Below are 25,946 nucleotides of genomic sequence, written 5' to 3'. Positions count from 1 at the left end.
CATGGCACGCGATACCTGGTTCGAAACCGTCGCCATCGCCCAGCAACGGGCGAAGAAACGGCTGCCCAAGTCCGTCTACTCCTCGCTGATCTCCGCCAGCGAGAAGGGCCTGACGGTCACCGACAACGTCGAGTCCTTCGGTGAACTCGGATTCGCACCGCACGTGGTGGGCGCGCCCGAGAAGCGCGATATGGCGACAACCGTGATGGGGCAGGAGATTTCACTGCCCGTCATCATCTCGCCGACCGGCGTGCAGGCCGTCGACCCCGACGGTGAGGTCGCCGTCGCGCGGGCCGCCGCGGCGCGCGGCACGGCGATGGGGCTCTCCTCCTTCGCCAGCAAGCCGATCGAGGACGTCGTCGCCGTCAACGGCAAGATCTTCTTCCAGATCTACTGGCTCGGCAGCCGCGACGCCATCCTGGCCCGGGCACAGCGCGCCAAGGAGGCCGGGGCCGTCGGCCTGATCGTCACCACCGACTGGAGCTTCTCGCACGGGCGCGACTGGGGCAGCCCCAAGATCCCCGAGGCGATGAACCTCAAGACGATGATCAAGATGTCGCCCGAGGCCATCACCAAGCCGCGCTGGCTGTGGGCGTTCGGCAAACATCTGGCCCCGCCCAACCTGCGGGTGCCGAACCAGGCCGCCAAGGGTGAACCCGGGCCGCCGTTCTTCCAGGCCTACGGCGAGTGGATGGGTACCCCGCCGCCGACCTGGGAGGACATCGCCTGGCTGCGCGAGCAGTGGGGTGGACCGTTCATGCTCAAGGGCATCGTGCGCGTCGACGACGCCAAACGTGCTGTGGACGCCGGTGTTTCGGCCATCTCGGTCTCCAATCACGGTGGCAACAACCTCGACGGCACCCCCGCGGCGATCCGTTGCCTGCCCGCCGTGGCCGAGGCCGTAGGCGATCAGGTCGAGGTCCTGCTCGACGGCGGCATCCGCCGGGGCAGCGACGTGGTCAAGGCCGTCGCACTCGGTGCGCGTGCGGTCATGATCGGCCGCGCCTACCTGTGGGGCCTGGCCGCCGAGGGTCAGGCCGGCGTCGAGAACGTCCTGGACATCCTGCACGGCGGCATCGACTCGGCGCTCATGGGACTGGGTCGCTCGTCGATCCATGACCTGACCCCCGACGACATCCTGATCCCCGAGGGGTTCACCCGGGCGCTGGGAGTTCCCCGCGCCTGACGCCGCCCTGTTACTGACGTGGCAGACGTGGCGGAGGTGAACCCTGCCCGGGCGTGTCGTTCGCGAGATTGTGAGCTGATCGTCCTCGACGGCGAACAATTGGGGCACGGCAGATGAATTGGGCCTACCATCGGCGAGTGGTCTCGCCTTCGGAGCTGGGGCCCTCGACGTCGAGGGACCTCATCGCTGCCTCACCAGTCGTGGTGATTCCGGTGGGCTCGACCGAGCAGCACGGACCGCACCTGCCGCTGGACACCGACACCCGCATCGCCACGGCCGTGGCGACCGCGGCCACCCGGGTGGTGGCAGAGACGGCGGCTCAGGACGGCCTGGACGACGCCGACGCGGGCCCCCGGTACCTTCTGGCGCCCGCCGTGCCCTACGGCGCCAGTGGCGAACATGAGGGCTTCGCAGGCACCGTCTCGATCGGCACCGAGGCGCTGCGTCACGTTCTGGTCGAGTTCGGCCGGTCCGCCACGCACTGGGCTGGCCGGCTGGTGTTCGTCAACGGGCACGGCGGCAATGTCGAGGCGCTGCGTGCTGCGGTGCGTCTGCTCAGGTCAGAGGGTCGCGACGCCGCCTGGTCGTCATGCACGGTCCGCGGTGGCGACGCGCACGCGGGGCACACAGAAACGTCTGTATTACTACATATTTCGCCGTCCGAGGTGAGATTCGAGCATTCCCGCCCGGGCAACTGCGCACCGCTGGTAGACCTGATGCCCAGCATGCGCCGTGGGGGAGTGGCCGCAGTGAGTGAGGTGGGAATCTTGGGGGACCCGACCACAGCAACCGCGGAAGAGGGCAGGCGACTCTTCGCCGAGATGGTCGCCGACTGTGCGCAGCGGCTGCGCCGGTGGACCCCGCGGGACGACGGGATGCTGATATGACCCCGCCCCGACTGCCCAACGGATTCGCGGTGCAGGTCGACCGCCGGGTGCGGGTGCTCGGGGAGGGCTCGGCCCTGCTCGGCGGCACGCCGACCCGACTGCTGAGGCTGGCGCCCGCGGCGCAGGACATGCTCGACGGCGGCCGCCTCGAGGTGCGGGACGCCGTCAGCGCCCAGTTGGCCCGGACCCTGCTCGACGCGACCGTGGCCCATCCCCGCCCGGCCACCGGTCCCTCGCACCGCGACGTGACGGTCGTCATTCCGGTGCGGGACAACATAACCGGACTCACCCGGCTGCTCGGGGCGCTGCGCGGGCTGCGGGTCGTCGTGGTCGACGACGGCTCGGCGACACCGATCAGCACGGCCGACGTCGCGGGCGCGCACTGCGACGTCTCGGTGCTTCGGCACCCCGCAAACCGCGGACCCGCGGCGGCCCGCAACACGGGGCTGCTGGCCTGCTCGACGGACTTCGTGGCGTTCCTGGACTCCGATGTGGTCCCCCGGCGGGGGTGGCTCGAAGCACTGCTCGGCCATTTCTGCGACCCGACCGTGGCGTTGGTGGCGCCGCGCATCGTCGGCCTGAACGCCGAGGAGAACCTGGTGGCCCGCTACGAGGCGGTCCGGTCGTCACTGGACCTCGGGCACCGGGAGGCGCCCGTGCTGCCGTACGGGACGGTGTCCTATGTCCCCAGTGCCGCGATCATCTGCCGGCGCGCCGCGGTGCTCGATCTCGGCGGCTTCGACGAGGCCCTGCTGTCGGGCGAGGATGTCGACCTGTGCTGGCGCCTGGTGGAGTCGGGGGCCAGACTGCGCTACGAACCCATCGCCCAAGTCGCCCACGATCACCGCACCGACGTCCGAGATTGGTTGGTGCGCAAGGCATTCTACGGAGGTTCCGCTGCCCCGCTGTCCAGCAGGCACCCGGACAAGACCGCCCCGATGGTGATCTCGGGGTGGATGCTGCTGGCCTGGGTGCTGCTCGGGCTGGGATCGCGCGTGGGTGTGCTGGCCTCGCTGGGCGCCGCGGCGGTCACGGGTCGCCGCATCTCTCGCGGGCTGCGCGGACCCGAGACCAACCCCCGCGACGTGGCCTACGTGGCGGCCAGTGGACTGGGGGCCGCAGCCATGCAGTTGGCCGCGGCGGTCTGCAGGCACTACTGGCCGGTGTCGCTGGTCCTCGCGGTGGTGTCGCAGCGGTGCCGTCGGGCCGTGCTGGCCGCCGCGATCATCGACGGTGCCGTCGACTGGCTGAACCGGCGCCAGCACGTCAGCGACGACACCAGGCCCCTGGGCCTGGTGTCGTATGTGCTGATGAAGCGACTCGACGACCTGGCCTATGGCGCGGGACTGTGGTGTGGTGCGGTGCAGGAGCGCACCGTGACACCGCTCAAGCCGCAGATCAAGGCGTGAAGGCCATAGCCTCCGCACACAGCGATGTTCTGATCGTCGGTGCGGGAAGCGCCGGATCGGTGCTCGCGGAGCGACTTTCGTCAGATCCACAGTGCTCCGTGACCGTGGTGGAGACCGGCCCCGGACCCGCCGAACCTGGAGTGCAGGCGCTCACCGACAGCGGCACGCTGCTGCCCATCGGTTCGGACAGCGAACTGGTGACCCGCTACGCGTCGGTGCTGACGCAGGATCCGCCCCGGACCGCCCACTTGGTGCGCGGTCGCACCGTCGGTGGGTCGGGGGCCGTGAACGGCGGCTACTTCTGCCGCGCGGTGCCCGCCGACATCGCCGCGTGGGACCTGCCCGGGTGGGACTGGCCCACGGTGCTCGCGCACTACCGCGCCGTCGAGACCGATCTGGACTTCGACGGACCACTGCACGGCGACAGCGGGCCCATCCACGTCCAGCGGACCTCCGAATACGTCGGGGCCACAGCACTTTTCCTCGAAGCCTGCGAGCGTGCCGGGGTCGCGTGGCTGCCGGACCTCAACGGCGTCGAGAGCGGAGCACTGCCCTCAGGGGTGGGACGCGTACCCCTGAACATCGTCGAGGGCAGGCGAATGGGTCCGGGTGCGGCATTCCTGGTGCCCGCGATGAGGCGGCCGAACCTGTCGGTGCTCACCCGCGCCCGTGTTCTGCGGATCCGGTTCCACCGGGGACGCGCGGTGGGCGTGGACGTCACCAGGCCCCACGGCCCAGAGGGCCCCGACGGCGTGACGACGCTGACGGCCGACCGGATTGTGTTGAGCAGTGGCGCCATCGGTACCGCGCATCTGCTGATGCTCTCGGGCATCGGACCGGAGCCGGCGCTGCGCCGTGCGGGGGTGCCCGTGGTGCAACCGCTTCCGGTCGGGATGCACTGCGTCGACCACCCCGAGTGGGTGCTGCCCACGAACTGGTCGGTGGAACCCGGCCGCCCAGTGCTAGAGGTGGTCCTCAGCATCGCCGATGATCTCGAGATCCGGCCCTACACAGGTGGTTTCGTGGCGATGGTCGGTGGCGTCGGGGCCGACCACCCGGACTGGCCGCATCTCGGCGTGGCGCTGATGAAGCCCCAGTCGTATGCGAGCGTGGCCCTGGTGTCCGCGGACCCCACGACGCCACCTGAGATCGAACACCGCTACGACCGGGTCGCGGACGACATCAAGCGGCTCGAATACGGCACCGAGGTGGTCCGCGAAATCATCGGCACGGCAGCCGAAGTCGGTGAGCATTCCTGGTCCACCTCGCAGCACCTGGGTGGCAGTGCGCCGATGGGTCGCGCCGACGATCCGCGCGCCGTGCTCGACGAGCAGTGTCGGGTGCGCGGAGTCGAGGGGTTGTGGGTGATCGACGGTTCCGTCCTGCCGTCGGCGCTCAGTCGCGGCCCGCACGCCACCACGGTGATGCTGGCCCACCGGGCGGCAGGGTTTGTCAGTCCTGGCGCGTGAGCCTGCGCGCCCGGAACCTTCGAACGAACGCCAACTGCCGCCCGTCGCGTCCCGGTGCCCACAGTCCGATGAGCACGGCGGTCACCGCGATGAGGATCGCCAGTGCCGTCAGTGACGCGTGGACGCCGTCGACGAACGCCGCCCGGCTCAGATCCAGCAGCACCTGGCCCTGCGGTCCGAGGCGCTCGGCGGCGCCCATCGCCTCGCCCAGGGACCGTCCTGCTGCCTCCTGAATCTGTTCAGGGAAGGTGTTCAACTCCGGCGCAACGGATCTGGTGTACTGCGACGCGAGCATGGAACCGGCCAGTGCGATGCCCAGGGCCGCGCCGATCTCGCGGGTCGCATCGTTGACCGCCGAGGCAACGCCCTGCTTTGCGTCGGGCACCGAGGTCATGATGGCCGACGTGGTCGGCGCCACGCACAGGCCGATGCCGCAGCTGAGCACGAGCATCGGTACGGCCAGATGCCAATAGGGGGAGTCGGTTTCGAGGATGCGCAGCATCAGGTAGCCCACTGAGATGAGCATCAGCCCGAGGAAGACGACGAGGCGCAGCCCCAGCTTCGGCACGAACCAGAACGACGTCGCGGACAGCGCCAGCATCGGTACGGAGAGCGGCGAGATCGCAAAGGCCGTCATCAGGGCGCTGTATCCCATGATGAGCTGGACGTGCTGGATGATCACGAAGAAGAACCCGAACAGCGCCAGGAACAACACGGTCACCGAGGCCGCGCCCGTCGCGAACTGAGTGTCGGCGAACAGTCGGACATCGAGGAGGGGATGGCGCCGGCGCAGTTCGACGAGGGCGAAGAGGCCGGCCAGCAGCGCGCCCGCCACGAGGCAGCCATACACCACCGGATCACTCCATCCGCGGATCGGCGCCTCGAGGATGCCGAGGACGAATGCGGCCACGGCCGCACCGATCAACATCGAACCGATCCAGTCCAGCGGTTTCGGATCGTCGTCGCGGGAGTTCGGCATCGTGAGCGTGAGGGGCACGAGGGCAGCCGCGCAGAGTGCGAAGGCCCAGAAGATCGACGGCCACTCCCAGTAGCGCAGCAGCACTCCCGAACCGAGCATGCCGATCATGCCGCCCGCGCCGGAGACGCCCGCCCAGATCCCCACCGCTTTCGCCCGTTCGTCGCGCGGATAGGCGGTCGTGATGAGCGACAGCGTGGCGGGCATGACGAAGGCCGCGCCGACGCCGGCGGCGGCCCGCGCCATGATCAGGGTGTCTGCCGTCATCCAGATCAGTGGGGCCACCGACGCGAGCGAGAAGACCACGAGACCCACGATCAGCGCCCCGCGGCGGCCGAACCGGTCGCCGAGGGCTCCGGCGGGCAGAAGCAGACAGGCCAGCACCAGGGTGTAACTGTCGACGATCCACGTCAGCTGGGTCTGGCTGGCGCCCGTCTCGACGGCGATGTCGCCGAGGGCGGTGTTGAGCGCCACCATGGACGACATCACCAGCGACAATCCGAAGCAGGCCAGAATCACCGTCCACACCCGGGCCCGCGTGGACATGGCTGCCGGCCGCGCCTCGGTATCCTGATCGGGCTGAGTGGAGGTGACCACTCCCATGGCAACGCCTTCCCTCGGCATGCTGGATACTTTCGAGACTAACAGTCTCGTGCGCGGCAGTCGTCCCCGATGGGGTCAGGGAGGGGAGTCATGACTGAAGGGCGCACCGACCCGCGGCCCGCGCGTTCGCGCGCGCGCCTCCTCGAGGCGGCTACGACGCTGCTGCGGACGGGCGGCCCCAACGCGGTCACCGTCGACGCGGTGCTGCGCGGGGCCAATGTGGCCAGGGCGACGCTGTACCGGCATTTCCCCAGCGGTACCGACCTGTTGGCCGCGGCCTTCCAGAGCCTGATTCCGCCCGCGCCGATGCCTCCCGAGGACGGCACGTTGCGGGATCGGCTGATCGGCCTGATGGAGGCATGGGCCGAGCACATCGCCGAGGCGCCCGCACTGCTGACGGCGATGAACTGGCTGGCGCTCGGGCGTGACCTGGATCAGATGCCCGAGGCCGGCGACAGTCCCGAGGTGCGCACGCTGCGCGAACGGATCGCCCAGCAGTACGCCGCCCCGTTTGATGCGATCTTCGACAGCCCGCAGGCGGCTGCCGAACTTGTCGAGTTCGACCGTGCGACGGCCATGATGCTGCTGCTCGGACCGCTGGTGACCGCGAAGCTGAGCACCCTGGTCGATGCCGACTACCGGGAGACCGTGCGGGCTTCGGTTGAGGGTTTCCTGCACGTGTACGGCAAAAAGCCCTCCGCCGAGATCAGCGCAGCGAGTACCGAATCGGAAGGTGTTTGAGCCCACCGACGAAGATCGTCTGGGAGTACTCGGGCTCACCCGTGAGTTCGATGGACTCCAGTCGCGGCACGAGTTCGGTGAACAGGCTGTTCATCTCCATGCGGGCCAGGGCCGCGCCCAGGCAGAAGTGCACGCCGTAGCCGAAGGACAGGTGCTTGTTGGGATCGCGCCCGACGTCGAACGCGAACGGATTCTCGAAGATCTCCTCGTCGCGGTTGGCCGAGACGTAGGAGAGGTACACGGCCTCACCCTTGGCGATCGGCACGCCGCGGACCTCGGTGTCGGCCGTCGCGGTTCGCATGAACTCCTTGACCGGCGTCGACCAGCGGATCATCTCCTCGACCGCCAGCGGCATCAGGCTCATATCGTTCTTGAGGCGGGCGAGCTGATCCTGGTTCTCGACGAGCGCGCACATCCCGCCCGAGATGGCGTCCTTGGTGGTGTCGTGGCCGGCGCTTGCGACGATGACGTAATAGGACAAGGTGTCCATGTCGGACATCAGTTCGCCGTTGATGGTGCCGTTGGCGATGGCCGACGCCAGGTCGTCGGTCGGGTTCGCGCGCCGTGATGCGGTCAGGGCCGAGAAGTAGTTGAAGAAGTCCAGCAGCACCGCCATCAGGTCTTCGGTGGTGCCCTCACCCCGCTTATGTTCGGCGTCCTCGCCGCCGAACATCTCCTGCGTCAGCTTGAGCATGCGCGGGAAGTCCTCCTCGGGCAGACCGAGCAGCGACAGGATCACATACAGCGGGAAGTTGATCGCGATCTCGGTGACGAAGTCGCACTCGGGTCCGATCTCGGCCATCCGGTCGACGTAGCGCTTGGCCAACTCATCGACGCGGACTTTGAGGTCGCGCATCGCCTTGGGGCGGAACCAGTCGGCGCCGATCTTGCGGATGTCGCGATGGTGCGGGTCATCCATGTGGATCAGCGTGCGCAGGCCGATGCCGGCCTCCTGATCCCGCTTGATCACGTCCTCGGCTTCGGCCGGCAGCAGAAGCGGGCGCGGTTCGCTGATCCAGAGTTCGTTGTCGCGCTCGATGTCCATGATGTCGGTGTGCTTGGTGACACCCCAGAACGGGCGGTATGGCGGGTTGTCCACCCAGGTGACCGGCTCGTTGGCGCGAAGCCAGGTCAACGCGGCGTGCAGGCGGTCGTTGTCGGCGTAGGCGGTGGGGTCCGCCAGTGCCCGTCCCTGTTCACTGGCTTGGCGGGCTGTCGTCGGCGTGCTCAAGGTCGAACTCCTCGCGATCCGTCCCGTCAGAAATCTGACAGGTGTCAGTAATAGTCTCGGCCATGGCTGTCGGCCGGGGAAGGCTTTTGCGAAAGAGAGGACTTTCGTCCCCGCGGATGAAGGTCCGTGGATCGGAATTACCGCAGTGAATAGCGGATCGGCAGATGCTTGAGGCCGCCGACGAACGTCGTAGCCGACAGTTCCGGGCGCCCCGCCAGTTCGATCGACTCCAGCCGGGGCAGCAGTTCGGTGAACAGACTGTTGATCTCCATCCGAGCCAGTGCCGCCCCCAGACAGAAGTGCACGCCGTAACCGAAGGACAAGTGTTTGTTGGGATCTCGACCGACGTCGAATCGGAAGGGATCCTCGAAGACCTCCTCGTCGCGGTTGCCCGAGACGTAGGCGAGGTAGACCGACTCGCCCTTGGCGATCGGCACACCGCGGACGACTGTGTCCTCGGCCGCCGTGCGCATGAACTCCTTGACCGGGGTGGACCAGCGGATCATCTCCTCGACCGCGGTCGGCATCAGGTCCAGATCGCCCTGCAGGCGGGCCAATTCAGCGGGATTGGTGATGAGAGCGTGAAGTCCGCCGGAGATCGCGTCCTTGGTGGTGTCGTGGCCGGCGCTGGCGACGATGACGTAGTAGGACAACGTGTCCATGTCCGACATCGGTGCGCCGTCGATCAGGCCGTTGGCAATCGCCGACGCCAGATCCTCGGTCGGGTTCGCCCGCCGCGACGCGGTCAGCGCCGCGAAGTAGTTGAAGAAGTCGGTCAGGACGGCCAACTGTTCCTCGGGCGTGGTGCCGCGCTTGTACTCGTCGTCATCGCCGCCGAACATCTCCTGCGTCAGCATGTGCATGCGGCCGAAGTCGTCTTCGGGCAGGCCGAGCAGCGACAGAATCACGTACAGCGGGAAGTTCACCGCGATCTCGGTGACGAAGTCGCATTCCGGGCCGATGTCGCGCATCCGGTCGACGTAGCGCTTGGCAAGTTCGTCAACGCGAATCTTCAGGTCGCGCATGGCTTTCGGGCGGAACCAGTCGGCGCCGATCTTGCGGATGTCGCGATGGTGCGGATCGTCCATGTGGATCAGCGTGCGCAGGCCGATGCCGGCCTCGAGTTGGGCCTTGGCGAGATCGTCGGCGTCGGCGGTGACCAGAAGTGGGCGCGGTTCGGACAGAAACAGGTCGTTGGCGCGCTCGATGGCCATGATGTCGGCGTGCTTGGTGATCGCCCAGAACGGGCGGTACGGCCACTGATCCACCAAGGCGACCGGATCGTTCGCCCGCAGATGGGCGAGCGCACTGTGCAGGCGGTCGTCATCAGCGTAGGCCGTCGGATCCGCGAGGGCCTTGGCGGCGTCCTGCGATTCCTGGTTCATGGTCGGTGTGCCCACGGGACTCCTCACGCTCCTCAAACAGACACTGCGCTTGACGGGTGTCAAGCGCAGTGTATGTGATCGGGGTTACGGAGAGGCTGCGGGGCCGACCCGCGTCACACCGTCGCTCAGCGCACCGAGTAGCGGATCGGGAGGTGCTTGAGTCCGCCGACGAACGTCGTCGCCATGAACCGCGGATCCCCGGCCAGCTCGATCGAGTCCAGGCGCGGGATCAGCTCGGTGAAGAAGCTGTTGATCTCCATCCGCGCCAGGGCGGCGCCCAGGCAGAAGTGCACGCCGTAGCCGAACGACAGGTGCTTGTTCGGGTCGCGGCCGACGTCGAACCTGTGCGGATTCTCGAAGATGTCCTCGTCGCGGTTGGCCGAGACGTAGGACAGCAGAACCGACTCGCCCTCCTTGATCGGCACGCCGCGCACCTCGGTGTCGGCCGTGGCGGTGCGCATGAACTCCTTGACCGGAGCGGACCAGCGGATGATCTCCTCGGTGGCCAGCGGCATCAGGCTCATGTCGGCCTTGAGGCGCGCCAGCTGATCCGGGTTCTCGGCCAGAGCCATCAGGCCGCCCGAGATCGCGGCGCTGGTGGTGTCGTGGCCGGCGCTGGCGACGATCACGTAGTACGACAGGCAGTCGACGTCATTGAGGTACTCGCCGTCGAGCTTCGCGTTGGCGATGGCCGACGCCAAGTCATCAGTGGGGTTCGCCCGACGGTCGGCGGTCAGCTGGGTGAAGTAGTTGAAGAAGTCGAGGATGACCGCGCTGAGCTCCTCCGCGGACTTCCCGCCTCGGCCCAACTCCTCGTCGTCGTTGCCGAACATCTCCTGCGTCAGCTTGAGCATCCGGTCGAAGTCCGACTCCGGCAGGCCCAGCAGCGACAGGATCACGTACAGCGGGTAGTTGACCGCGACCTCCTGAACGAAGTCGCACTCCGGACCCTTCTCGACCAGCTTGTCCACGTAAACCTTGGCCAGCTCGTCGACGCGCTCCTTGAGCGCACGCATCGCCTTCGGGCGGAACCAGTCGGCACCGATCTTGCGGATGTCGCGGTGCAGCGGGTCGTCCATGTGGATCAGGGTGCGGATGCCACCGCCGGCGGCCAGGTTGGCCTTGGCGACATCATCCTTCTCCTTGGTGATCAGCATCGGCCGCGGAGCGTTGATGAAGAGCTCGTTGTCGCGCTCGATCGCCATGACGTCGGCGTGCTTGGTGATCGCCCAGAAGGGGTAGTAGCCGGGCACGTCGACGTAGGCCACCGGCGTCTCCTTGCGCAGCTGGGCCAGAGCGGCGTACAGCCGCTGCTCGTCGGCATAGGCTCTCGGCTCGGCCAGCACCTTGGCGGCGTCATGGGTGACCTGGGTGCTCATGTTGGGAACCTCACTTGGAATGAAACTTGACGGGTGTCAAGAGCACTGTAGGGGATGGTCCCGCGAGCGTGTGAGGAAGGTGGCCCCGGCTTGACGTCGGTAAGCTCGGCAGCTGTGCCCAGGCGACCGTTCGCCCACGTGGTGGCCGTGCTCGCCGCGGCCCTGATGGCCGTCGTCGTGATGGCCGGCTGCGGCACCAGCACCAGCACCAGGGCCGAGCGGCAGGGGGCCGATCCCGGTCTGGACTCCGGGCTCGTGCACACCGCGTCAGGGCCCGTGCGGGGACTCGTGGCGCCGGGGCACCTGCTGTTCCGCGGCATCCCGTACGCCGCCCCGCCTGTCGGGAACCTGCGGTGGGCGCCGCCGCAACCGGCAGCGCCGTGGACCGAGTTGCGCGATGCCAGCGACCCCGGCCCGCGCTGCATCCAAGACACCGCCCTGGACCCGGGCACGGGCAGACGGGACTCCGAGGACTGTCTGTCGGTGAACGTGTGGAGCCCCCGCGGAGCGCAGGGCCGCCCCGTCATGGTGTGGATCCACGGCGGCGGCTTCGCCAACGGCAGCGGCGACATGTACGACGCGTCATGGCTGGTGGAGAAGGGCGACATCGTCGTCGTGACCATCAACTACCGACTCGGCGCACTCGGGTTCCTCGCACATCCGTCGCTCGGGCACGGCAACTACGGCCTGCTCGACCAGCAGGCCGCCCTGCATTGGGTGCGCGACAACATCTCGCGGTTCGGCGGCGATCCGGCGAAGGTGACCATCGCGGGGCAGAGCGCGGGCGCGATGTCGGTGTGCGACCACCTGGTCGCGCGCGAGTCCGCCGGCCTGTTCCGGGCCGCGATCCTGCAGAGCGGGCCGTGTCAGGCCCAGGCCAACCTGTCCGAGGCGCGCGAGGTGAGTCTGCGCTATGCGCGTGAGGTGGGCTGTGGCGACCCGGCCACAGCCGCGGCCTGTCTGCGCGGTCTTCCGGCCACCGCGCTGGAGCGCTCGCCCTCCTTCTTCTCCATCGGGGACGACGGCCTCAGCGGGCCCGTGACGGGCACGCCGGAACTGCCCACCGATCCGGCCGCCGTCCTCGACGCGACGTCGGCGTCGCGCGTGCCGATCCTGATCGGGACCACGCGCGACGAGTTCACCCTGTTCGCCGCACTGAAGTTCCTGCGGTCCGGCCATGCGCCGACCGCCGCCGAGTACCCGGAGGAACTGTCCGAGACCTTCGGCGCGGACGCGGTCAGCGTCGCGCAGCATTACCCGCTCGAGCGGTACGGCGGGAGCGTCGAACTGGCGTATTCGGCCGCGGTCACCGACGGCGTCTTCGCGTGTCCGGCGGACCGGATGGGCGCGGCGATCGCACCCCATTCCCCGGTCTACGCCTACGAATTCAACGACCGGACCGCGCCGACGCCGCCACCACTTCGCGAGGTGCCGTTCCCGGTCGGAGCGAGCCACTCGCTCGAACTGCGCTACCTGTTCGACGTCGGTGGCGCGCCCGCGCTCAACGCCGAGCAACAGCGCCTGTCCGACGAGATGATCGCGTTCTGGACCGAGTTCGTCCGCACGGGTGAGCCCGGCGGCGATTGGCAGGCCTTTGGCACCGACCCGGCGTGGATGTCGCTGAAGCTTGGCGGAAGCGAGGCTTTCACCTCATTTCGCGACGAGCATCAGTGCGACTTCTGGGCCCAGAATTAGACGACGAGTCAGCGCGGCGTGACCCAGGTCGTGATCTCGGCGCGCACGACCTCCTGGCCACTGCGATCGGCGATGCTCACCGGTACCACCACCTCGACGCCCTCGGTGATGGCGTCGAAGTCCGGCGGATCCAGTCGCGCGGTCGCCCGCAGTGAGGTGGTGGCCTTGGCGAGGTAGGCGACCGTCATGCCCTTGGGGATCCACCGATGGGTCGTGGGCACCGTGGCCTCCATGAGCATGCCCATCGCGATCTCGGCGGCGTTGCACGAGGCGATCGCGTGCACAGTGTGCAGGTGGTTGTGGACGAAGAACCACTTCGGCACGGACACCTGCGCGCATCCCGGCTCCATGCGGTCGATGCGTGGCAGCACCGAGGCGAAATAGGGGACCCGAGCCATGGCCGCGGCGGAGAACAGGAGCCTGCCCGCGGGCCGCGGTGACAGACGCTGCCACATCCGGTAGGTGCTGGTGGGACTCGTCATGGCAGTATCTTACTGGGGAGTAAGGTCGGCTGGGTGCCGGGTTCGGGCAGGGATTTGGAACAGGCTGGGATCTAGGGCATACTGTTCGGGTTGCCTTGAGCCGGATTGGTGCCCTCTGTGGCCCACCGGCGCGAGGCATACGGCCTGCGTCCGCACGGACGCGTCCGGCCCCATTCTCGATCGCGATCAGTGAATTCATTGTCGCGGGCGGGAAAGCGTAAGGCGACACGCCCGACCGCGGGGGCCGGTGAACCAGAGACAGGTAAAGAGCGGCGGCACGCGAGCGCGAAGTCTGCGCCAGGGTGCGACGGTTGAACCCGACTGGGTCCTGACATGGGATCCAGTCACTGACAGTGAGGTAGGAGAAGCGTGGCGGGACAGAAGATCCGCATCAGGCTCAAGGCCTACGACCACGAGGCGATTGACGCCTCGGCGCGCAAGATCGTCGAGACGGTCACCCGGACGGGCGCCAGTGTGGTCGGACCGGTGCCGCTGCCGACCGAAAAGAACGTGTACTGCGTCATTCGGTCTCCGCATAAGTACAAGGACTCGCGGGAGCACTTCGAGATGCGGACGCACAAGCGGTTGATCGACATCCTCGACCCGACGCCCAAGACCGTTGACGCTCTGATGCGCATCGATCTGCCGGCCAGCGTCGACGTGAACATCCAGTAGGAGTCCTAGGAAAATGGCACGTAAAGGCATTCTGGGCACCAAGCTGGGCATGACACAGGTGTTCGATGAGAACAACAAGGTCGTTCCCGTGACGGTCATCAAGGCCGGGCCCAACGTCGTGACGCGCATCCGCACCACGGAGCGCGACGGATACAGCGCAGTGCAGCTCGCCTACGGCGAGATCAGCCCGCGCAAGGTGAACAAGCCGGTCACCGGTCAGTTCAACGCTGCAGGAGTCAACCCGCGCCGGCATCTCGCCGAGCTGCGTCTTGACGACGAAGCCGCCGCCGCTGAGTACGAGGTCGGCCAGGAGCTGACCGCCGAGATCTTCGCCGACGGCGCGTACGTCGACGTGACCGGCACCAGCAAGGGCAAGGGCTTCGCAGGCACCATGAAGCGCCACGGCTTCCGTGGCCAGGGCGCAAGCCACGGCGCGCAGGCAGTGCACCGTCGGCCCGGCTCGATCGGTGGCTGCGCCACCCCGGGTCGTGTCTTCAAGGGCACCCGCATGTCGGGCCGCATGGGCAGCGACAAGGTCACCACGCAGAACCTGAAGGTGCACAAGGTCGACGCAGAGAACGGCGTGCTGTTGATCAAGGGCGCTATCCCGGGCCGCAACGGCGGACTCGTCATGGTTCGCACCGCGATCAAACGAGGTGAGAAGTAGTCATGGCAAAAATTGACGTTTTGACGCCGGCAGGCAAGAAGGACGGCACGGTCGAGCTGCCCGCCAGCCTGTTCGATGTCGAGCCCAACATCGCGCTGATGCACCAGGTGGTCATCGCTCAGCTCGCAGCCGCCCGCCAGGGCACGCACTCGACCAAGACCCGCGGTGAGGTCTCCGGCGGCGGCCGTAAGCCGTACCGCCAGAAGGGCACCGGCCGCGCGCGTCAGGGTTCGACCCGCGCACCGCAGTACACCGGTGGTGGCGTGGTGCACGGCCCGAAGCCGCGCGACTACAGCCAGCGCACCCCCAAGAAGATGATCGCCGCCGCCCTGCGCGGGGCGCTCTCGGACCGGGCTCGCAACGCGCGCATCCACGCGGTCACGGAACTGGTCAGCGGCCAGACCCCGTCGACCAAGGGTGCACGGACGTTCCTGGAGTCGCTGACCGACCGCAAGAAGGTGCTCGTCGTCATCGGCCGTTCCGATGTGGTCAGCGCCAAGAGCGTGAACAACCTGCCGGGCGTTCACGTGATCGCGCCCGACCAGCTGAACACCTACGACGTGCTCAACGCCGACGACGTGGTGTTCTCGGTGGAGGCGCTGACGGCCTACATCGAGGCCAACACCGCCAACACTGCCACCGAGGAGGTTTCGGCCTGATGGCAACCGTGACTGACCCCCGCGACATCATCCTGGCTCCGGTCATCTCCGAGAAGTCCTATGGATTGATCGAGAACAACGTGTACACGTTTGTGGTGCACCCGGATTCGAACAAGACGCAGATCAAGATCGCCATCGAGAAGATCTTCAGCGTCAAGGTCGACTCCGTGAACACCGCCAATCGCCAGGGCAAGCGCAAGCGCACCCGCACCGGGTACGGACAGCGCAAGGCCACCAAGCGTGCCATCGTCAAGCTGGCCGAGGGCAGCAAGCCGATCGACCTCTTCGGAGCGCCGGCGTAACCGCCGGGTAAGGGATTAACTGACATGGGAATTCGCAAGTACAAGCCGACGACCCCCGGTCGCCGCGGTGCCAGCGTCTCCGATTTCGCCGAGATCACTCGCGACCATCCGGAGAAGTCGCTGGTTCGCCCGCTGCACGGCAAGGGTGGACGTAACGCCCACGGCCGCATCACCACTCGCCACAAGGGTGGTGGCCACAAGCGCGCCTACCGCGTGATCGACTTCCGTCGCCACGACAAGGACGGCGTCAACGCCAAGGTCGCTCACATCGAGTACGACCCCAACCGCACCGCGAACATCGCGCTGCTGCACTACCTGGACGGCGAGAAGCGCTACATCATCGCGCCCCAGGGCCTGAAGCAGGGCGACGTGATCGAGCAGGGGCCGAACGCCGACATCAAGCCGGGCAACAACCTGCCGCTGCGCAACATCCCCGCGGGCACCGTGATCCACGCTGTGGAACTGCGCCCCGGTGGTGGAGCCAAGCTGGCCCGCTCGGCCGGCGTCAGCATCCAGCTGCTCGGCAAGGAGGGCACCTACGCCTCGCTGCGTATGCCGTCCGGTGAGATCCGCCGCGTCGACGTCCGCTGCCGCGCCACTGTCGGCGAGGTCGGCAACGCCGAGCAGGCGAACATCAACTGGGGCAAGGCCGGCCGTATGCGCTGGAAGGGCAAGCGACCCACCGTTCGTGGTGTCGTGATGAACCCGGTCGACCACCCGCACGGTGGTGGTGAGGGTAAGACCTCCGGCGGTCGCCATCCGGTCAGCCCGTGGGGCAAGCCTGAGGGCCGCACCCGCAAGCCGAACAAGCCGAGCGACAAGCTCATCGTCCGCCGCCGGCGCACCGGCAAGAAGCGCTAGGCCGGGAAGGAATAAACGATGCCACGCAGCCTCAAGAAGGGCCCGTTCGTCGACGACCATCTGCTCAAGAAGGTCGACGTCCAGAACGAGAAGAACACCAAGCAGGTCATCAAGACCTGGTCCCGTCGGTCGACCATCATCCCCGACTTCATCGGTCACACCTTCGCCGTCCACGACGGTCGCAAGCATGTCCCGGTGTTCGTCACCGAGGCGATGGTGGGACACAAGCTGGGCGAGTTCGCCCCGACGCGGACTTTCAAGGGTCACATCAAGGACGACCGGAAGAGTAAGCGCCGCTGATGACTACCACGACTGAATACCCGTCCGCCACGGCCAAGGCGAAGTTCGTGCGCGTGTCCGCGAGCAAGGCTCGCCGCGTCATCGACCTGGTCCGCGGCAAGTCGGTCGCCGAGGCGCTCGACATCCTCCGGTGGGCGCCGCAGGCGGCCAGCGAGCCGGTGGCCAAGGTCATCGCCAGTGCGGCGGCCAACGCGCAGAACAACGACGGCCTGGACCCGACGACCCTCGTGGTCGCCACGGTCTACGCCGACGAGGGCCCGACCGCCAAGCGCATCCGTCCGCGCGCCCAGGGGCGTGCGTACCGGATCCGCAAGCGCACGAGCCACATCACCGTGATCGTCGAGAGCCGTCCGGACCGCAAGGCCGGCGCCTCGGCCAGCAGCACGCGTTCGCGTCGGGCGCAGGCCAGCAAGGCCGCGACCGCCAAGAAGGCTCCCGCCAAGGCTGACACCAAGACCAAGGCTTCTGCAGAAGCGAAGGAGGGCTCGGAGTAGTGGGCCAGAAAATCAACCCCCACGGCTTCCGCCTCGGTATCACCACCGACTGGAAGTCCCGGTGGTACGCCGACAAGCAGTACGCGGACTACGTCAAGGAAGACGTCGCCATCCGCAAGCTGCTGGCCACGGGCCTGGAGCGCGCCGGCATCGCCGACGTGGAGATCGAAAGGACCCGTGACAGGGTTCGAGTGGATATCCACACCGCGCGTCCCGGCATCGTGATCGGTCGCCGCGGCACCGAGGCCGACCGCATCCGCACCGACCTGGAGAAGCTGACCGGCAAGCAGGTCCAGCTGAACATCCTCGAGGTGAAGAACCCCGAGGCCCAGGCGCAGCTGGTGGCGCAGGGTGTGGCCGAGCAGCTGAGCAACCGTGTGGCGTTCCGCCGCGCGATGCGCAAGGCGATCCAGTCGGCGATGCGTCAGCCCAACGTCAAGGGCATCCGGGTGCAGTGCTCGGGCCGCCTCGGCGGTGCTGAGATGAGCCGCTCGGAGTTCTACCGCGAGGGCCGCGTTCCGCTGCACACGCTGCGGGCCGACATCGACTACGGCCTGTACGAGGCCAAGACCACCTTCGGTCGCATCGGCGTCAAGGTGTGGATCTACAAGGGTGACGTCGTCGGCGGCAAGCGCGAGCTGCCCGCCGCCGCACCGGCCGGTTCCGACCGTCCGCGTCGTGAGCGTCCTTCGGGTAGCCGCCCGCGTCGCAGTGGCGCTTCGGGCACCACTGCCACGAGCACCGACGCCGGCCGTGCCGCCACCGAAGAGGCGCCCGCCGCAGCCGAGGCTGCCGGTGGCGCCGCTGAGAAAACGGAGAGCTGACAAATGCTGATTCCTCGTAAGGTCAAGCACCGCAAGCAGCATCACCCCAAGCAGCGGGGCATCGCCAGCGGCGGCACCTCGGTCAGCTTCGGTGATTACGGCATCCAGGCCCTGGAGCACACCTACCTCACCAACCGGCAGATCGAGTCCGCTCGTATCGCGATCAACCGGCACATCAAGCGTGGTGGCAAGGTCTGGATCAACATCTTCCCGGACCGGCCTCTGACCAAGAAGCCCGCCGAGACCCGCATGGGTTCCGGTAAGGGTTCGCCGGAATGGTGGGTGGCCAACGTCAAGCCCGGACGCGTTCTGTTCGAGCTGAGCTACCCCGATGAGAAGACAGCGCGTGAGGCACTCACTCGCGCGATCCACAAGTTGCCGATCAAGGCACGCATCGTTACCCGAGAGGAGCAGTTCTGATGGCAGTGGGAATCTCCGCTGGCGAACTGCGCGAGCTCACCGACGAAGAGCTGACCGACCGCCTGCGTGAGTCGAAGGAAGAGCTGTTCAACCTGCGCTTCCAGATGGCGACCGGCCAGCTCGACAACAACCGTCGGCTGCGCACGGTGCGTCAGGAAATTGCGCGCGTCTACACGGTGCTGCGCGAACGTGAACTGGGTCTGGCCGCCGGACCCGATGGTGAGGATTCGTAATGGCAGATACCAAGGGGCCGAAGTACACCGCGCCCACCGAGCAGCCTCGTGGCCGTCGTAAGACCGCTATCGGCTACGTCGTGAGCGACAAGATGCAGAAGACCATCGTGGTCGAGCTCGAAGACCGCAAGATGCATCCGCTGTACGGCAAGATCATCCGGACCACCAAGAAGGTCAAGGCCCACGACGAGAACGGGGAAGCCGGCATCGGCGACCGCGTGTCGCTCATGGAGACCCGCCCCCTGTCGGCGACCAAGCGTTGGCGCCTGGTCGAGATCCTGGAGAAGGCCAAGTAATCGGCCTCGCCGCTTACGCTTCATCGAAGAGCCCCTGAACCTCACTGAGGTCGGGGGCTCTTTGCTGTCGGGCGGAAATGTGTTTGTCGTCTTCGGCAAATAGATTTGCCGGGATGATCTAGGCTGTTGTCCGATGAACCGCTGCCGCAACTCCCTTGTCAGACTTCTTGTGGCACTCGGCCTTCTGGCGCTTCCCCTGGCACCGACCGCCTCGGCCGATCCGCTGCTGTTCGGTTCGCCGACGCTGCCGTTGCCTGAGCTGGGCTCCGAACCGGATCTGCTGTTCTACGGTCAGAACGGCACCGTGATGCTGAACATCCCTGTGCCCCAAGGGATGACACCGGAGTCGCTGAACGTCACCGTGCAGCTGCCGGTGAACGTGCGCAGCGCTAGTGTCACGGTCAGCCAGGACAATCGACTGCTGACCAGCGTCGAACTTCCACCCGAGGGCGGCCCGCTGGCCATCCCGCTCAACGGCGTTGAAGTGCAGGACAATTCGGCCAGCGTGCTGGTGCGCAGCTACCTCCTGCCGGTCGAGGGTTACTGCCTGGATCCGTCCAATCCGCTGCGCCTTGCGAATTCAGCTATCACGTTCGTCGGCGCCGAAGCCTCGCCGACGACGGTTGCTGACTTCCTGCCGCCCGTGTTGCGGCGGCTGGTCATCCAAGTCGGCGAATCACCGTCGCGGGCCGAAGCGGATGCGGTGGTGAGGCTGGCGACGGCCGTCACGGCGCACTACGGGGCTCAGCACCCGCAAGTGGTGGTCGAGTCGCTGGCTGGCCCGGCGCCCGTCCCCGGTGAGGGGGCGGCGCCGCTGGAGCGCCACATCGTGGTGTCCGAGGGGCCCGACGCCGGCCTCTCACTGGTCGGTCCCGAACCCCTTCCCGCGCTGTTGATCTCGGGCCCGCCTTCGGAGTTGACCAACCAGACCCGCCTGCTGACCAGTGGGGTCGGCCGATTCGCCTTGAGCTCCAAGGCCGTCGCGGGGCCGCTGAAGTCGGTGCCCCAACTGGCAAGGGACGAGACCACCATCCGTGACCTGGGACAGCCCGGTGTCAACGCCATCGCGCTGAACCCTCAGGTGGGTGTCAATCTCGACCAGACCCGGATGGGCCGCTCGGTCAAGGGGGTTCGGGTCCATCTGATCGGTTCCTATACGCCGCTGCCCACCACGATCGGCGGACAGGTCGTGGCGTCGGTGGGTGGCGAGATCGTCGCGCGGTGGCCCGTCGCGCCCAGCGGCACGATCGACCGCTGGGTGGAGGTCCCGGACCGTCTGCTGCAGCGCAACACCACGCTGGCGGTGCAGGTGAACATCTCCGGAGACACCGGACGATGCGGTGAGTTCCAGCCGGTCACGCTGACCATCGACGGCTCGACCGTGGTGACGAGCAAGGCGGCGCACCCGCCGGTGGTCAAAGGGTTTCAGTCGCTGCCGCAGGCGATGATGCCGCGACTGCAGGTCGGCCTCGACATGGACCGTGATCCACTGGCCGACCTGATCCGCGCGGTGAAGATCCTGACGGGGCTGCAGCGGGTGTCCGCGCTGCCCTTCGGCATCGAGGTGACGCCGATCGAGGAGGCGGTCTCGTCGCCGCACCCCGCCGTGCTCATCGACGCCGAAGGGTGGAGCCACCCGCAGATCCAGCTTGCGATCAAGGCGCCCGACACGGTCCCGATGACCCTCGACGTGCTCGACGACGAGGGTGAGCCGACCACCCTCACGCTCGATCCCAAGGTGCGGTTCGGGTCCCTGCAGACCGTCGTGCACGATGGCCGCTCGATTCTGGTGGCGACTTCCAACGGCGGTGCGGTCGACGAACTCGACAACCTGCTCACGTGGCTCGACGCCGATGCGCGGCGTTGGTCGGCGCTCAATGGGGTCGGTCTGGTGTCGGTGCCTGGCCGCGCGCCCGTGACGGTGCCCGGCGGGCTGGAGCCCGACACGGATGCGACAGCCACGTCGTCGTCGCGGTTGCCCTGGTTGGCCGCGGGCGGTCTCGCTGCCGGTGCGGCGGTCGTCGGCCTGGTCTGGTTGGTGCGGCGCAGGCCTTCGAGCGAGTGACGTGACGGCCCCTGCGAGCACACCGCCGCCGCAGGTGCGACGGCCACCGTGGCAAGAGCGCCTGCACCCGGTGTACCGGTTGATCCTGCGGTGGGCCTACATCGCGATCCTGACCGTCTTCGCGTTCCACGACACCCTGATTCGTTCGGTGCAGACCGTGACCGGCGGCGGCATGGGTGGTTACGTCTTCCTGGTCCCGGTGGCCGGCGTCCTGGCCGCGATCGGGCTGGCGCGGCGCCACCGCACCGAACTGCCGATCCATGATCGGCAGACCGACGTGATCGTCGGGGTCATGGGGTTGGTGTTCTCGCTTCTGATTCATGCCGTGCTGCTGCAGCGTTACTCGCTGTACTACAACCTGCTCAGGCTGGACCTGGTGGCCCTGTGGATGTTCGTCGCCAGCGCCAGCGTCGCGCTGTTCGGCCTGCGGCCGATGATCCGGTTCGCCTGGGTGTGGTGCCTGCTGTTCATGATCTTCCCGCTGCCGTACTACATCATGGTGTTCCTCCTGGGCGGCAACAAGATCGCCGGGGGCGTGGGAACCATGATCATCGCCGGTGTGGCGATCGGCATCGCGGTCGGGCGGGACTTCACCCGCGGGGTGTACGGCTCGCTCGGGGGTTGGGCGCTGGGTCTCACGATCCTCGGCGGTATGGCGGTCTTCACGCCGAACGCACCGCTCGTGGTCTATCAGTACGTGCCGCCGCTCGTGGCGATCTGCGTGGTGGGCACGGGCATGTTCTTGTTCTCCCGCCGCGGCGAGCCCAAACGGCTGCTCGACCGCAAGGTCGAACCGGTTGCCGCCAAACAGATCTGGTCGGCGGTCCCGCTCGTGCTCGTGATCGCGGTCGGGCTTTCGCTGGTGCGCCTGCCCCAGGTGGGATTTGCGCCCCCACTGCATGTGGACAACCTGCGCTTCGACGCCCCGTTGACCATGCCGAGCGGCTGGCATGTCGCGGACATCGAGACCTACGACTGGGTGAACCGGTTGTACGGCGGTGACGCGACCCTGGTCAGGCAGAAGGTCGTCGCAGACTCCGGGGACCCCCGGTTCGACAAATTCGCCCGTCCCCGAACCCTCATGGTCGACACGGTGACGACGAATCGTCCATACTCCCTGAGCATCTACCCGGCCCGCATGCTCTATCACCTCGAGGGCGCCCGGACCAGTGAGATCAAGCCGGTCAGCCTGTCGTTCGGCGTGCAGGCCGGCATGTTCACCGTCGTTGACGACAGCCTGCTGGTGACCTGGGATCGCATCCAGTGGACCTGGACCAATGGCAGTACCTCGCAACGCATCCTGATCATCGCGGTGGACAACCACGAGGACACCGCACACTTCCCCGAACCCACCGGGGACCTCACGGCCACCCTCAACTCGATGTTCACGGTGCTGTTCCGCGGCAACGCGGCGCTGCTCGACTCCGCTCCCGAGTTCAAGGACGAACGGCTGCTGATCGAGTTCGCGAACGCGCTCGTGCGGGCCCAGCTCGAGCCGCTGGGGGTCAACCCGTGACCACGACCGCGCGGGACTGGCCGCGGATTGTGGAGACCGCGACCGACGAGGAGAAGCAGTACGCGCTCGACCGGGCGATCAACGGTCTGCGCGAGGAGCATCCGCTGCAGTCCGCATCACAGGCGGTGTACGGCTGGCAGAAGCCCGTCCTGATCACGCTGCTGGTGATCGTCGTCGCGTTCGCGGTCTGGCAGCCGATGGGTACGGCCGTGGCGCTGATCGGCCTGTGCACCTTCGGCTACGTGCTGACGATGGTGGACCGCGTGCTGATCTTCAAGACGGGCCTGGCGTCGCGGCCGATCACGATCTCCGACGAGCAGGCCCGCGCGATTCCCGACGGCGAACTGCCGCGTTACACGATCCTGGTGCCCGCCTACGGCGAACCCGAGGTGGTCGGGGACCTCATCGGCGCGATGTCCCAGCTGGAGTACCCCCGCGACAAGCTCCAGGTGCTGCTCCTGCTGGAGGCCGACGACGACGTCACGATCGCCGCGGCCCGCAGATGCGGTGAGTCCGATGTCATCACGATCGTGCTGGTGCCGCCGGCCGAGCCCAGGACCAAACCCAAGGCGTGCAACTACGGCCTGCACTTCGCCACCGGCGACATCGTCACGATCTACGACGCCGAGGATCTGCCCGAACCGTTGCAGCTGCGCCGGGTGGCGGCGGCCTTCCGCGGACTGCCCGACAAGATCGCCTGTGTCCAGGCCAAACTCGAGTACCACAACGGCAACCAGAACCTGCTGACCGGTTGGTTCACGGCCGAGTACGGGCTGTGGTTCGGATACCTGCTGCCCGGCATGATGCGCAGCACCTCGCCGATTCCCCTGGGCGGCACGTCGAACCACCTGCGACGCGACATCCTCGACGAGATCGGTGCCTGGGATCCGTTCAACGTGACCGAGGATGCCGATCTGGGCCTGCGCATCGACGCGTCCGGCTACCACACCGCGGTCATCGACTCGGCGACGCTCGAGGAGGCCAACAGCGATCCCATCAACTGGGTTCGGCAGCGGTCGCGGTGGTACAAGGGGTATCTGCAGACCTGGCTCGTGCATGTACGACAACCGGTGAAGCTGTTCCGCATCCTGGGTCCGCGCAGCTTCCTGCGCTTCACCCTCGTGCTGGCGGGCACTCCCATCATCGCGGTGCTGAACCTGCTGTTCTGGCTCATCACCGTGCTGTGGTTCCTTGGGCAGCCGGCGCTGGTCGGGGCGGTGTTCCCCTGGTACATCTACTTTCCCGCGCTGATCGCGCTGGTGCTTGGCAACGCGGCCACGCTGTTCATGAACATGATCGCGCTGCGCGAGGACGATCGGTCGGACCTGCTGATCCCCGTTCTCACAGTCCCCGCGTTCTGGTTGATGATGAGCGTCGCGGCCGCCAAGGGGTGCTATCAGCTCATCCGCAACCCGTCGTACTGGGAGAAGACGTTCCACGGTCTGTCGGCCCGGCCCGACGAGGCCGACTCCGATGCGGAGCCGACCACGTGACGGGAGCAGTGAGCGACCGGCGCTGCAAACAGATCATTTTCGTCGCGACGCTTCTGCTCTATCTGGGCGTCGGCTGGTGGCTGCAGGTGAAGCAGGGCTTCATCATCGGCGATGCGCTCTCGCGTGTGCAGTCCGCCGAAAGTGTGCTCTACAGCCGCGATCCGCACCTGGCCGCCATCGGGTTCATCTTCACCCCGCTGACGGCGCTGGTGCAGTTGCCGGTGATCGTGCTGGCCCCGGTCTGGCCCGAGCTCACCGCCTACGCGCTCGCCGGCTCGGTCATGTCGGCACTGTTCATGGCGGGGACGGTCATCCAGATCTTCTCGACCGGCAGTGATCGCGGTCTGCCCCGCGGTTACTCGTGCGCGATCACCGCGCTGTTCGCGCTCAACCCGATGATCGTGTTCTACGGCTCCAACGGCATGAGCGAGGCGCCGTTCCTCTTCTTCCTGGTGTGGTCGGTGCGGCGGCTGATCCTGTGGGTCGTCGACGACGACGTGCATCACCTGGTGGCTGCGGGCGGGGTCGCGATGGGGCTGGCATACCTGACCCGTTACGACGCGGTCGGCACCGTCGCGGCGGCGGGTCTGATCGTCGGCGTCACGACATTCATGAGGGCCCGTCGGGCGCCTCGGTTACGCCGCGCGATCCTCGATGTCCTTCTGGTCAGCCTGCCCGGATTCATGGCGTTCCTCGGGTGGGCCGCGGCCAGTTGGCTGATCACGGGCGACGCCTTCGCGCAGTTCAGTTCGCAGTACGGGAACAAGGCGATCCTGGAGCAGTCCGGCGGTGAGCCGGTGGCCAGCTTCGGGGCGGGCCTGTCCTTCGCGGCGGTGTGCATCACACTGCTGGCGCCGACACTGCTGCCGATCGCGGCATGGGCCGGTTTCCTGCGCTGGCGCAGGCCGCATGCGGCGATGCTCGTGGTGCCGCTGCTGATGTACGGCGCGGTGCTGGCGTTCCAGGCCTACACCTACGCCAGCGGCGCGACGTTCGGGTTCCTGCGGTTCTATATCGTCGCCATCCCATTCGCGGCGACCATGGCTCTGTTGGCCGTGCCGGACGGGCAGTTCGCGAAGCCCAAGAGGCCCGGCCGCCACGCGCCCGCCCCCTCCGACACAGCCAGCACCCGGCCCACGCGGATCTCTTACGCGGCGGTCGCGCTGGTGCTGGCGGCCGGCATTCCGGTGACAGTGAAGGGGATGACCCTGCCTGCGTACGCGCCCCAGGAGTACGCGCTGAGCACCGTGCTCAATCCGGACCCAGACGACACGAGCCCCCGCAAGGCCGTGGAACGTCGCATCGCGGCGACGTTCTCGACCGAACGCCGGGTCGCCGAGTACTTGGACGCATTGGATCTGCCGGAGAGTTCGGTGATCACGGACACCGTGTACGGCTTTGCGGTGGTGGCCGCATCGGAGCGGCCGAAGACCTTTGTGGTGCCGTCTGATCCGGACTTCACCGCTCTGCTCAACAACCCCTCGGAGGGTGGCATCAAGTACCTGCTGGCGGTGCCGCCGACGGGCCGCGGCGTCTCGGATGCGCTGAACCAGCGGTACCCCACGCTGTATGACACCGGGGCGGACATCGCGACCTTGGAACTCGAGATCCCCAACGACGGCGACAGCCAGCCGGACTGGCGGCTCTACCGGGTCACCGAACCGTCCGCAAAGGGTGCGTGACACGGGCTCAAATCAG

26 protein-coding genes are annotated in these 25,946 nt (G+C 67.4%); 21 read left to right on the top strand and 5 right to left on the bottom strand.

Features of this window, described 5'->3' with window-relative positions; genetic code table 11:
• Position 1 precedes the first annotated feature (1 nt).
• The 4 genes from mftD to mftG all read left to right on the top strand — a co-directional run bounded on the left by mftD (position 2) and on the right by mftG (position 4,951).
• Positions 2-1,186, top strand: a complete 1,185-nt coding sequence (gene mftD / locus G6N34_RS18990) for a pre-mycofactocin synthase MftD (RefSeq protein WP_085149657.1) — start codon at positions 2-4, stop codon at positions 1,184-1,186.
• Positions 1,187-1,299: 113 nt separating this feature from the next.
• Complete coding sequence (gene mftE / locus G6N34_RS18985) at positions 1,300-2,073, top strand: mycofactocin biosynthesis peptidyl-dipeptidase MftE (RefSeq protein WP_085149654.1); 774 nt, start codon at positions 1,300-1,302, stop codon at positions 2,071-2,073.
• Positions 2,070-3,482, top strand: coding sequence for a mycofactocin biosynthesis glycosyltransferase MftF (gene mftF, locus G6N34_RS18980; RefSeq protein ID WP_085149651.1), 1,413 nt, complete (start codon positions 2,070-2,072; stop codon positions 3,480-3,482). Before mftE ends, mftF begins: the two co-directional genes overlap by 4 nt.
• A 5-nt stretch (positions 3,483-3,487) precedes the next feature.
• Entirely contained in the window at positions 3,488-4,951 is a 1,464-nt protein-coding gene (gene mftG, locus G6N34_RS18975) for a mycofactocin dehydrogenase MftG (RefSeq protein ID WP_085150095.1), read from the top strand.
• Here the strand turns inward: mftG and G6N34_RS18970 are convergent.
• Entirely contained in the window at positions 4,935-6,530 is a 1,596-nt protein-coding gene (locus G6N34_RS18970) for an MFS transporter (protein WP_085149648.1), read from the bottom strand. The genes mftG and G6N34_RS18970 overlap by 17 nt on opposite strands.
• Before the next feature lie 90 nt (positions 6,531-6,620).
• Between G6N34_RS18970 and G6N34_RS18965 the strand changes: the two genes are divergently transcribed.
• Complete coding sequence (locus tag G6N34_RS18965) at positions 6,621-7,271, top strand: TetR/AcrR family transcriptional regulator (RefSeq protein ID WP_085149645.1); 651 nt, start codon at positions 6,621-6,623, stop codon at positions 7,269-7,271.
• Here G6N34_RS18965 and G6N34_RS18960 read toward each other — a convergent pair.
• The 3 genes from G6N34_RS18960 to G6N34_RS18950 all read right to left on the bottom strand — a co-directional run bounded on the left by G6N34_RS18960 (position 7,237) and on the right by G6N34_RS18950 (position 11,266).
• Positions 7,237-8,502, bottom strand: a complete 1,266-nt coding sequence (locus G6N34_RS18960; RefSeq protein ID WP_109788311.1) for a cytochrome P450 — start codon at positions 8,500-8,502, stop codon at positions 7,237-7,239. The genes G6N34_RS18965 and G6N34_RS18960 overlap by 35 nt on opposite strands.
• A gap of 137 nt (positions 8,503-8,639) precedes the next feature.
• Positions 8,640-9,887: a cytochrome P450 gene (locus G6N34_RS18955; RefSeq protein ID WP_276061501.1), complete on the bottom strand. Its 1,248-nt coding sequence runs from the start codon at positions 9,885-9,887 to the stop codon at positions 8,640-8,642.
• Positions 9,888-10,012: 125 nt separating this feature from the next.
• On the bottom strand, positions 10,013-11,266 hold the full coding sequence (locus tag G6N34_RS18950) for a cytochrome P450 (protein ID WP_085149636.1): 1,254 nt from the start codon (positions 11,264-11,266) through the stop codon (positions 10,013-10,015).
• A 165-nt stretch (positions 11,267-11,431) separates the two neighbouring features.
• Between G6N34_RS18950 and G6N34_RS18945 the strand changes: the two genes are divergently transcribed.
• On the top strand, positions 11,432-12,961 hold the full coding sequence (locus G6N34_RS18945; protein WP_179965842.1) for a carboxylesterase/lipase family protein: 1,530 nt from the start codon (positions 11,432-11,434) through the stop codon (positions 12,959-12,961).
• Positions 12,962-12,969: 8 nt separating this feature from the next.
• Here the strand turns inward: G6N34_RS18945 and G6N34_RS18940 are convergent, their stop codons facing one another.
• Complete coding sequence (locus G6N34_RS18940; RefSeq protein ID WP_085149630.1) at positions 12,970-13,443, bottom strand: hotdog fold domain-containing protein; 474 nt, start codon at positions 13,441-13,443, stop codon at positions 12,970-12,972.
• Between the two features lie 369 nt (positions 13,444-13,812).
• On the opposite strand from G6N34_RS18940, the gene rpsJ reads away from it, so the two are divergent.
• The 15 genes from rpsJ (at position 13,813) to G6N34_RS18865 (ending at position 25,930) form a co-directional block, all read left to right on the top strand.
• Positions 13,813-14,118: a 30S ribosomal protein S10 gene (gene rpsJ / locus G6N34_RS18935; protein ID WP_003883485.1), complete on the top strand. Its 306-nt coding sequence runs from the start codon at positions 13,813-13,815 to the stop codon at positions 14,116-14,118.
• 13 nt (positions 14,119-14,131) lie between these two features.
• Entirely contained in the window at positions 14,132-14,785 is a 654-nt protein-coding gene (gene rplC, locus G6N34_RS18930) for a 50S ribosomal protein L3 (protein WP_085149627.1), read from the top strand.
• Between the two features lie 2 nt (positions 14,786-14,787).
• Entirely contained in the window at positions 14,788-15,444 is a 657-nt protein-coding gene (rplD, locus tag G6N34_RS18925) for a 50S ribosomal protein L4 (RefSeq protein WP_085149624.1), read from the top strand.
• Positions 15,444-15,746 carry a 50S ribosomal protein L23 gene (rplW, locus tag G6N34_RS18920; RefSeq protein WP_068246388.1) on the top strand — a complete coding sequence of 101 codons (303 nt, stop codon included), beginning with the start codon at positions 15,444-15,446 and terminating at the stop codon, positions 15,744-15,746. Before rplD ends, rplW begins: the two co-directional genes overlap by 1 nt.
• 24 nt (positions 15,747-15,770) lie before the next feature.
• Complete coding sequence (gene rplB, locus G6N34_RS18915; RefSeq protein WP_068246385.1) at positions 15,771-16,607, top strand: 50S ribosomal protein L2; 837 nt, start codon at positions 15,771-15,773, stop codon at positions 16,605-16,607.
• A gap of 18 nt (positions 16,608-16,625) precedes the next feature.
• Entirely contained in the window at positions 16,626-16,907 is a 282-nt protein-coding gene (rpsS, locus tag G6N34_RS18910) for a 30S ribosomal protein S19 (protein ID WP_003892827.1), read from the top strand.
• Entirely contained in the window at positions 16,907-17,401 is a 495-nt protein-coding gene (rplV, locus tag G6N34_RS18905; protein ID WP_085149621.1) for a 50S ribosomal protein L22, read from the top strand. Before rpsS ends, rplV begins: the two co-directional genes overlap by 1 nt.
• Positions 17,401-18,225, top strand: coding sequence for a 30S ribosomal protein S3 (gene rpsC / locus G6N34_RS18900; protein ID WP_085149618.1), 825 nt, complete (start codon positions 17,401-17,403; stop codon positions 18,223-18,225). Before rplV ends, rpsC begins: the two co-directional genes overlap by 1 nt.
• Positions 18,226-18,228: 3 nt before the next feature.
• Entirely contained in the window at positions 18,229-18,645 is a 417-nt protein-coding gene (gene rplP / locus G6N34_RS18895; RefSeq protein ID WP_085149615.1) for a 50S ribosomal protein L16, read from the top strand.
• Entirely contained in the window at positions 18,645-18,878 is a 234-nt protein-coding gene (rpmC, locus tag G6N34_RS18890) for a 50S ribosomal protein L29 (protein ID WP_068246371.1), read from the top strand. The genes rplP and rpmC overlap by 1 nt, the downstream gene beginning before the upstream one ends.
• Positions 18,878-19,174 carry a 30S ribosomal protein S17 gene (gene rpsQ / locus G6N34_RS18885; RefSeq protein WP_085149613.1) on the top strand — a complete coding sequence of 99 codons (297 nt, stop codon included), beginning with the start codon at positions 18,878-18,880 and terminating at the stop codon, positions 19,172-19,174. Before rpmC ends, rpsQ begins: the two co-directional genes overlap by 1 nt.
• A 133-nt stretch (positions 19,175-19,307) precedes the next feature.
• Complete coding sequence (locus G6N34_RS18880; protein WP_234812758.1) at positions 19,308-21,239, top strand: hypothetical protein; 1,932 nt, start codon at positions 19,308-19,310, stop codon at positions 21,237-21,239.
• Position 21,240: 1 nt separating this feature from the next.
• On the top strand, positions 21,241-22,755 hold the full coding sequence (locus tag G6N34_RS18875) for a hypothetical protein (protein WP_085149610.1): 1,515 nt from the start codon (positions 21,241-21,243) through the stop codon (positions 22,753-22,755).
• Positions 22,752-24,248 carry a glycosyltransferase gene (locus G6N34_RS18870; RefSeq protein ID WP_234812757.1) on the top strand — a complete coding sequence of 499 codons (1,497 nt, stop codon included), beginning with the start codon at positions 22,752-22,754 and terminating at the stop codon, positions 24,246-24,248. Before G6N34_RS18875 ends, G6N34_RS18870 begins: the two co-directional genes overlap by 4 nt.
• Positions 24,245-25,930 carry a glycosyltransferase family protein gene (locus tag G6N34_RS18865; RefSeq protein ID WP_085149607.1) on the top strand — a complete coding sequence of 562 codons (1,686 nt, stop codon included), beginning with the start codon at positions 24,245-24,247 and terminating at the stop codon, positions 25,928-25,930. Before G6N34_RS18870 ends, G6N34_RS18865 begins: the two co-directional genes overlap by 4 nt.
• Positions 25,931-25,946 lie beyond the last annotated feature (16 nt).

Source organism: Mycolicibacterium confluentis, from assembly GCF_010729895.1.
GTDB classification, from domain to species: domain Bacteria; phylum Actinomycetota; class Actinomycetes; order Mycobacteriales; family Mycobacteriaceae; genus Mycobacterium; species Mycobacterium confluentis.
The sequence above is the reverse complement of the archived record's forward strand: the minus strand, read 5'-3'. Positions and strand labels throughout refer to the sequence as shown.

Bases quoted from the DNA above. Each gene is read 5' to 3' on its own strand.
- mftD (WP_085149657.1), top strand. From the start codon at position 2: ATGGCACGCGATACCTGGTTCGAAACCGTCGCCATCGCCCAGCAACGG.
- mftE (WP_085149654.1), top strand. From the start codon at position 1,300: ATGAATTGGGCCTACCATCGGCGAGTGGTCTCGCCTTCGGAGCTGGGG.
- mftF (WP_085149651.1), top strand. From the start codon at position 2,070: ATGACCCCGCCCCGACTGCCCAACGGATTCGCGGTGCAGGTCGACCGC.
- G6N34_RS18970 (WP_085149648.1), bottom strand. From the start codon at position 6,530: ATGGGAGTGGTCACCTCCACTCAGCCCGATCAGGATACCGAGGCGCGG.
- G6N34_RS18965 (WP_085149645.1), top strand. From the start codon at position 6,621: ATGACTGAAGGGCGCACCGACCCGCGGCCCGCGCGTTCGCGCGCGCGC.
- G6N34_RS18955 (WP_276061501.1), bottom strand. From the start codon at position 9,887: ATGAACCAGGAATCGCAGGACGCCGCCAAGGCCCTCGCGGATCCGACG.
- G6N34_RS18950 (WP_085149636.1), bottom strand. From the start codon at position 11,266: ATGAGCACCCAGGTCACCCATGACGCCGCCAAGGTGCTGGCCGAGCCG.
- G6N34_RS18945 (WP_179965842.1), top strand. From the start codon at position 11,432: ATGGCCGTCGTCGTGATGGCCGGCTGCGGCACCAGCACCAGCACCAGG.
- G6N34_RS18940 (WP_085149630.1), bottom strand. From the start codon at position 13,443: ATGACGAGTCCCACCAGCACCTACCGGATGTGGCAGCGTCTGTCACCG.
- rplC (WP_085149627.1), top strand. From the start codon at position 14,132: ATGGCACGTAAAGGCATTCTGGGCACCAAGCTGGGCATGACACAGGTG.
- rplD (WP_085149624.1), top strand. From the start codon at position 14,788: ATGGCAAAAATTGACGTTTTGACGCCGGCAGGCAAGAAGGACGGCACG.
- rplW (WP_068246388.1), top strand. From the start codon at position 15,444: ATGGCAACCGTGACTGACCCCCGCGACATCATCCTGGCTCCGGTCATC.
- rplB (WP_068246385.1), top strand. From the start codon at position 15,771: ATGGGAATTCGCAAGTACAAGCCGACGACCCCCGGTCGCCGCGGTGCC.
- rpsS (WP_003892827.1), top strand. From the start codon at position 16,626: ATGCCACGCAGCCTCAAGAAGGGCCCGTTCGTCGACGACCATCTGCTC.
- rplV (WP_085149621.1), top strand. From the start codon at position 16,907: ATGACTACCACGACTGAATACCCGTCCGCCACGGCCAAGGCGAAGTTC.
- rplP (WP_085149615.1), top strand. From the start codon at position 18,229: ATGCTGATTCCTCGTAAGGTCAAGCACCGCAAGCAGCATCACCCCAAG.
- rpmC (WP_068246371.1), top strand. From the start codon at position 18,645: ATGGCAGTGGGAATCTCCGCTGGCGAACTGCGCGAGCTCACCGACGAA.
- rpsQ (WP_085149613.1), top strand. From the start codon at position 18,878: ATGGCAGATACCAAGGGGCCGAAGTACACCGCGCCCACCGAGCAGCCT.
- G6N34_RS18880 (WP_234812758.1), top strand. From the start codon at position 19,308: ATGAACCGCTGCCGCAACTCCCTTGTCAGACTTCTTGTGGCACTCGGC.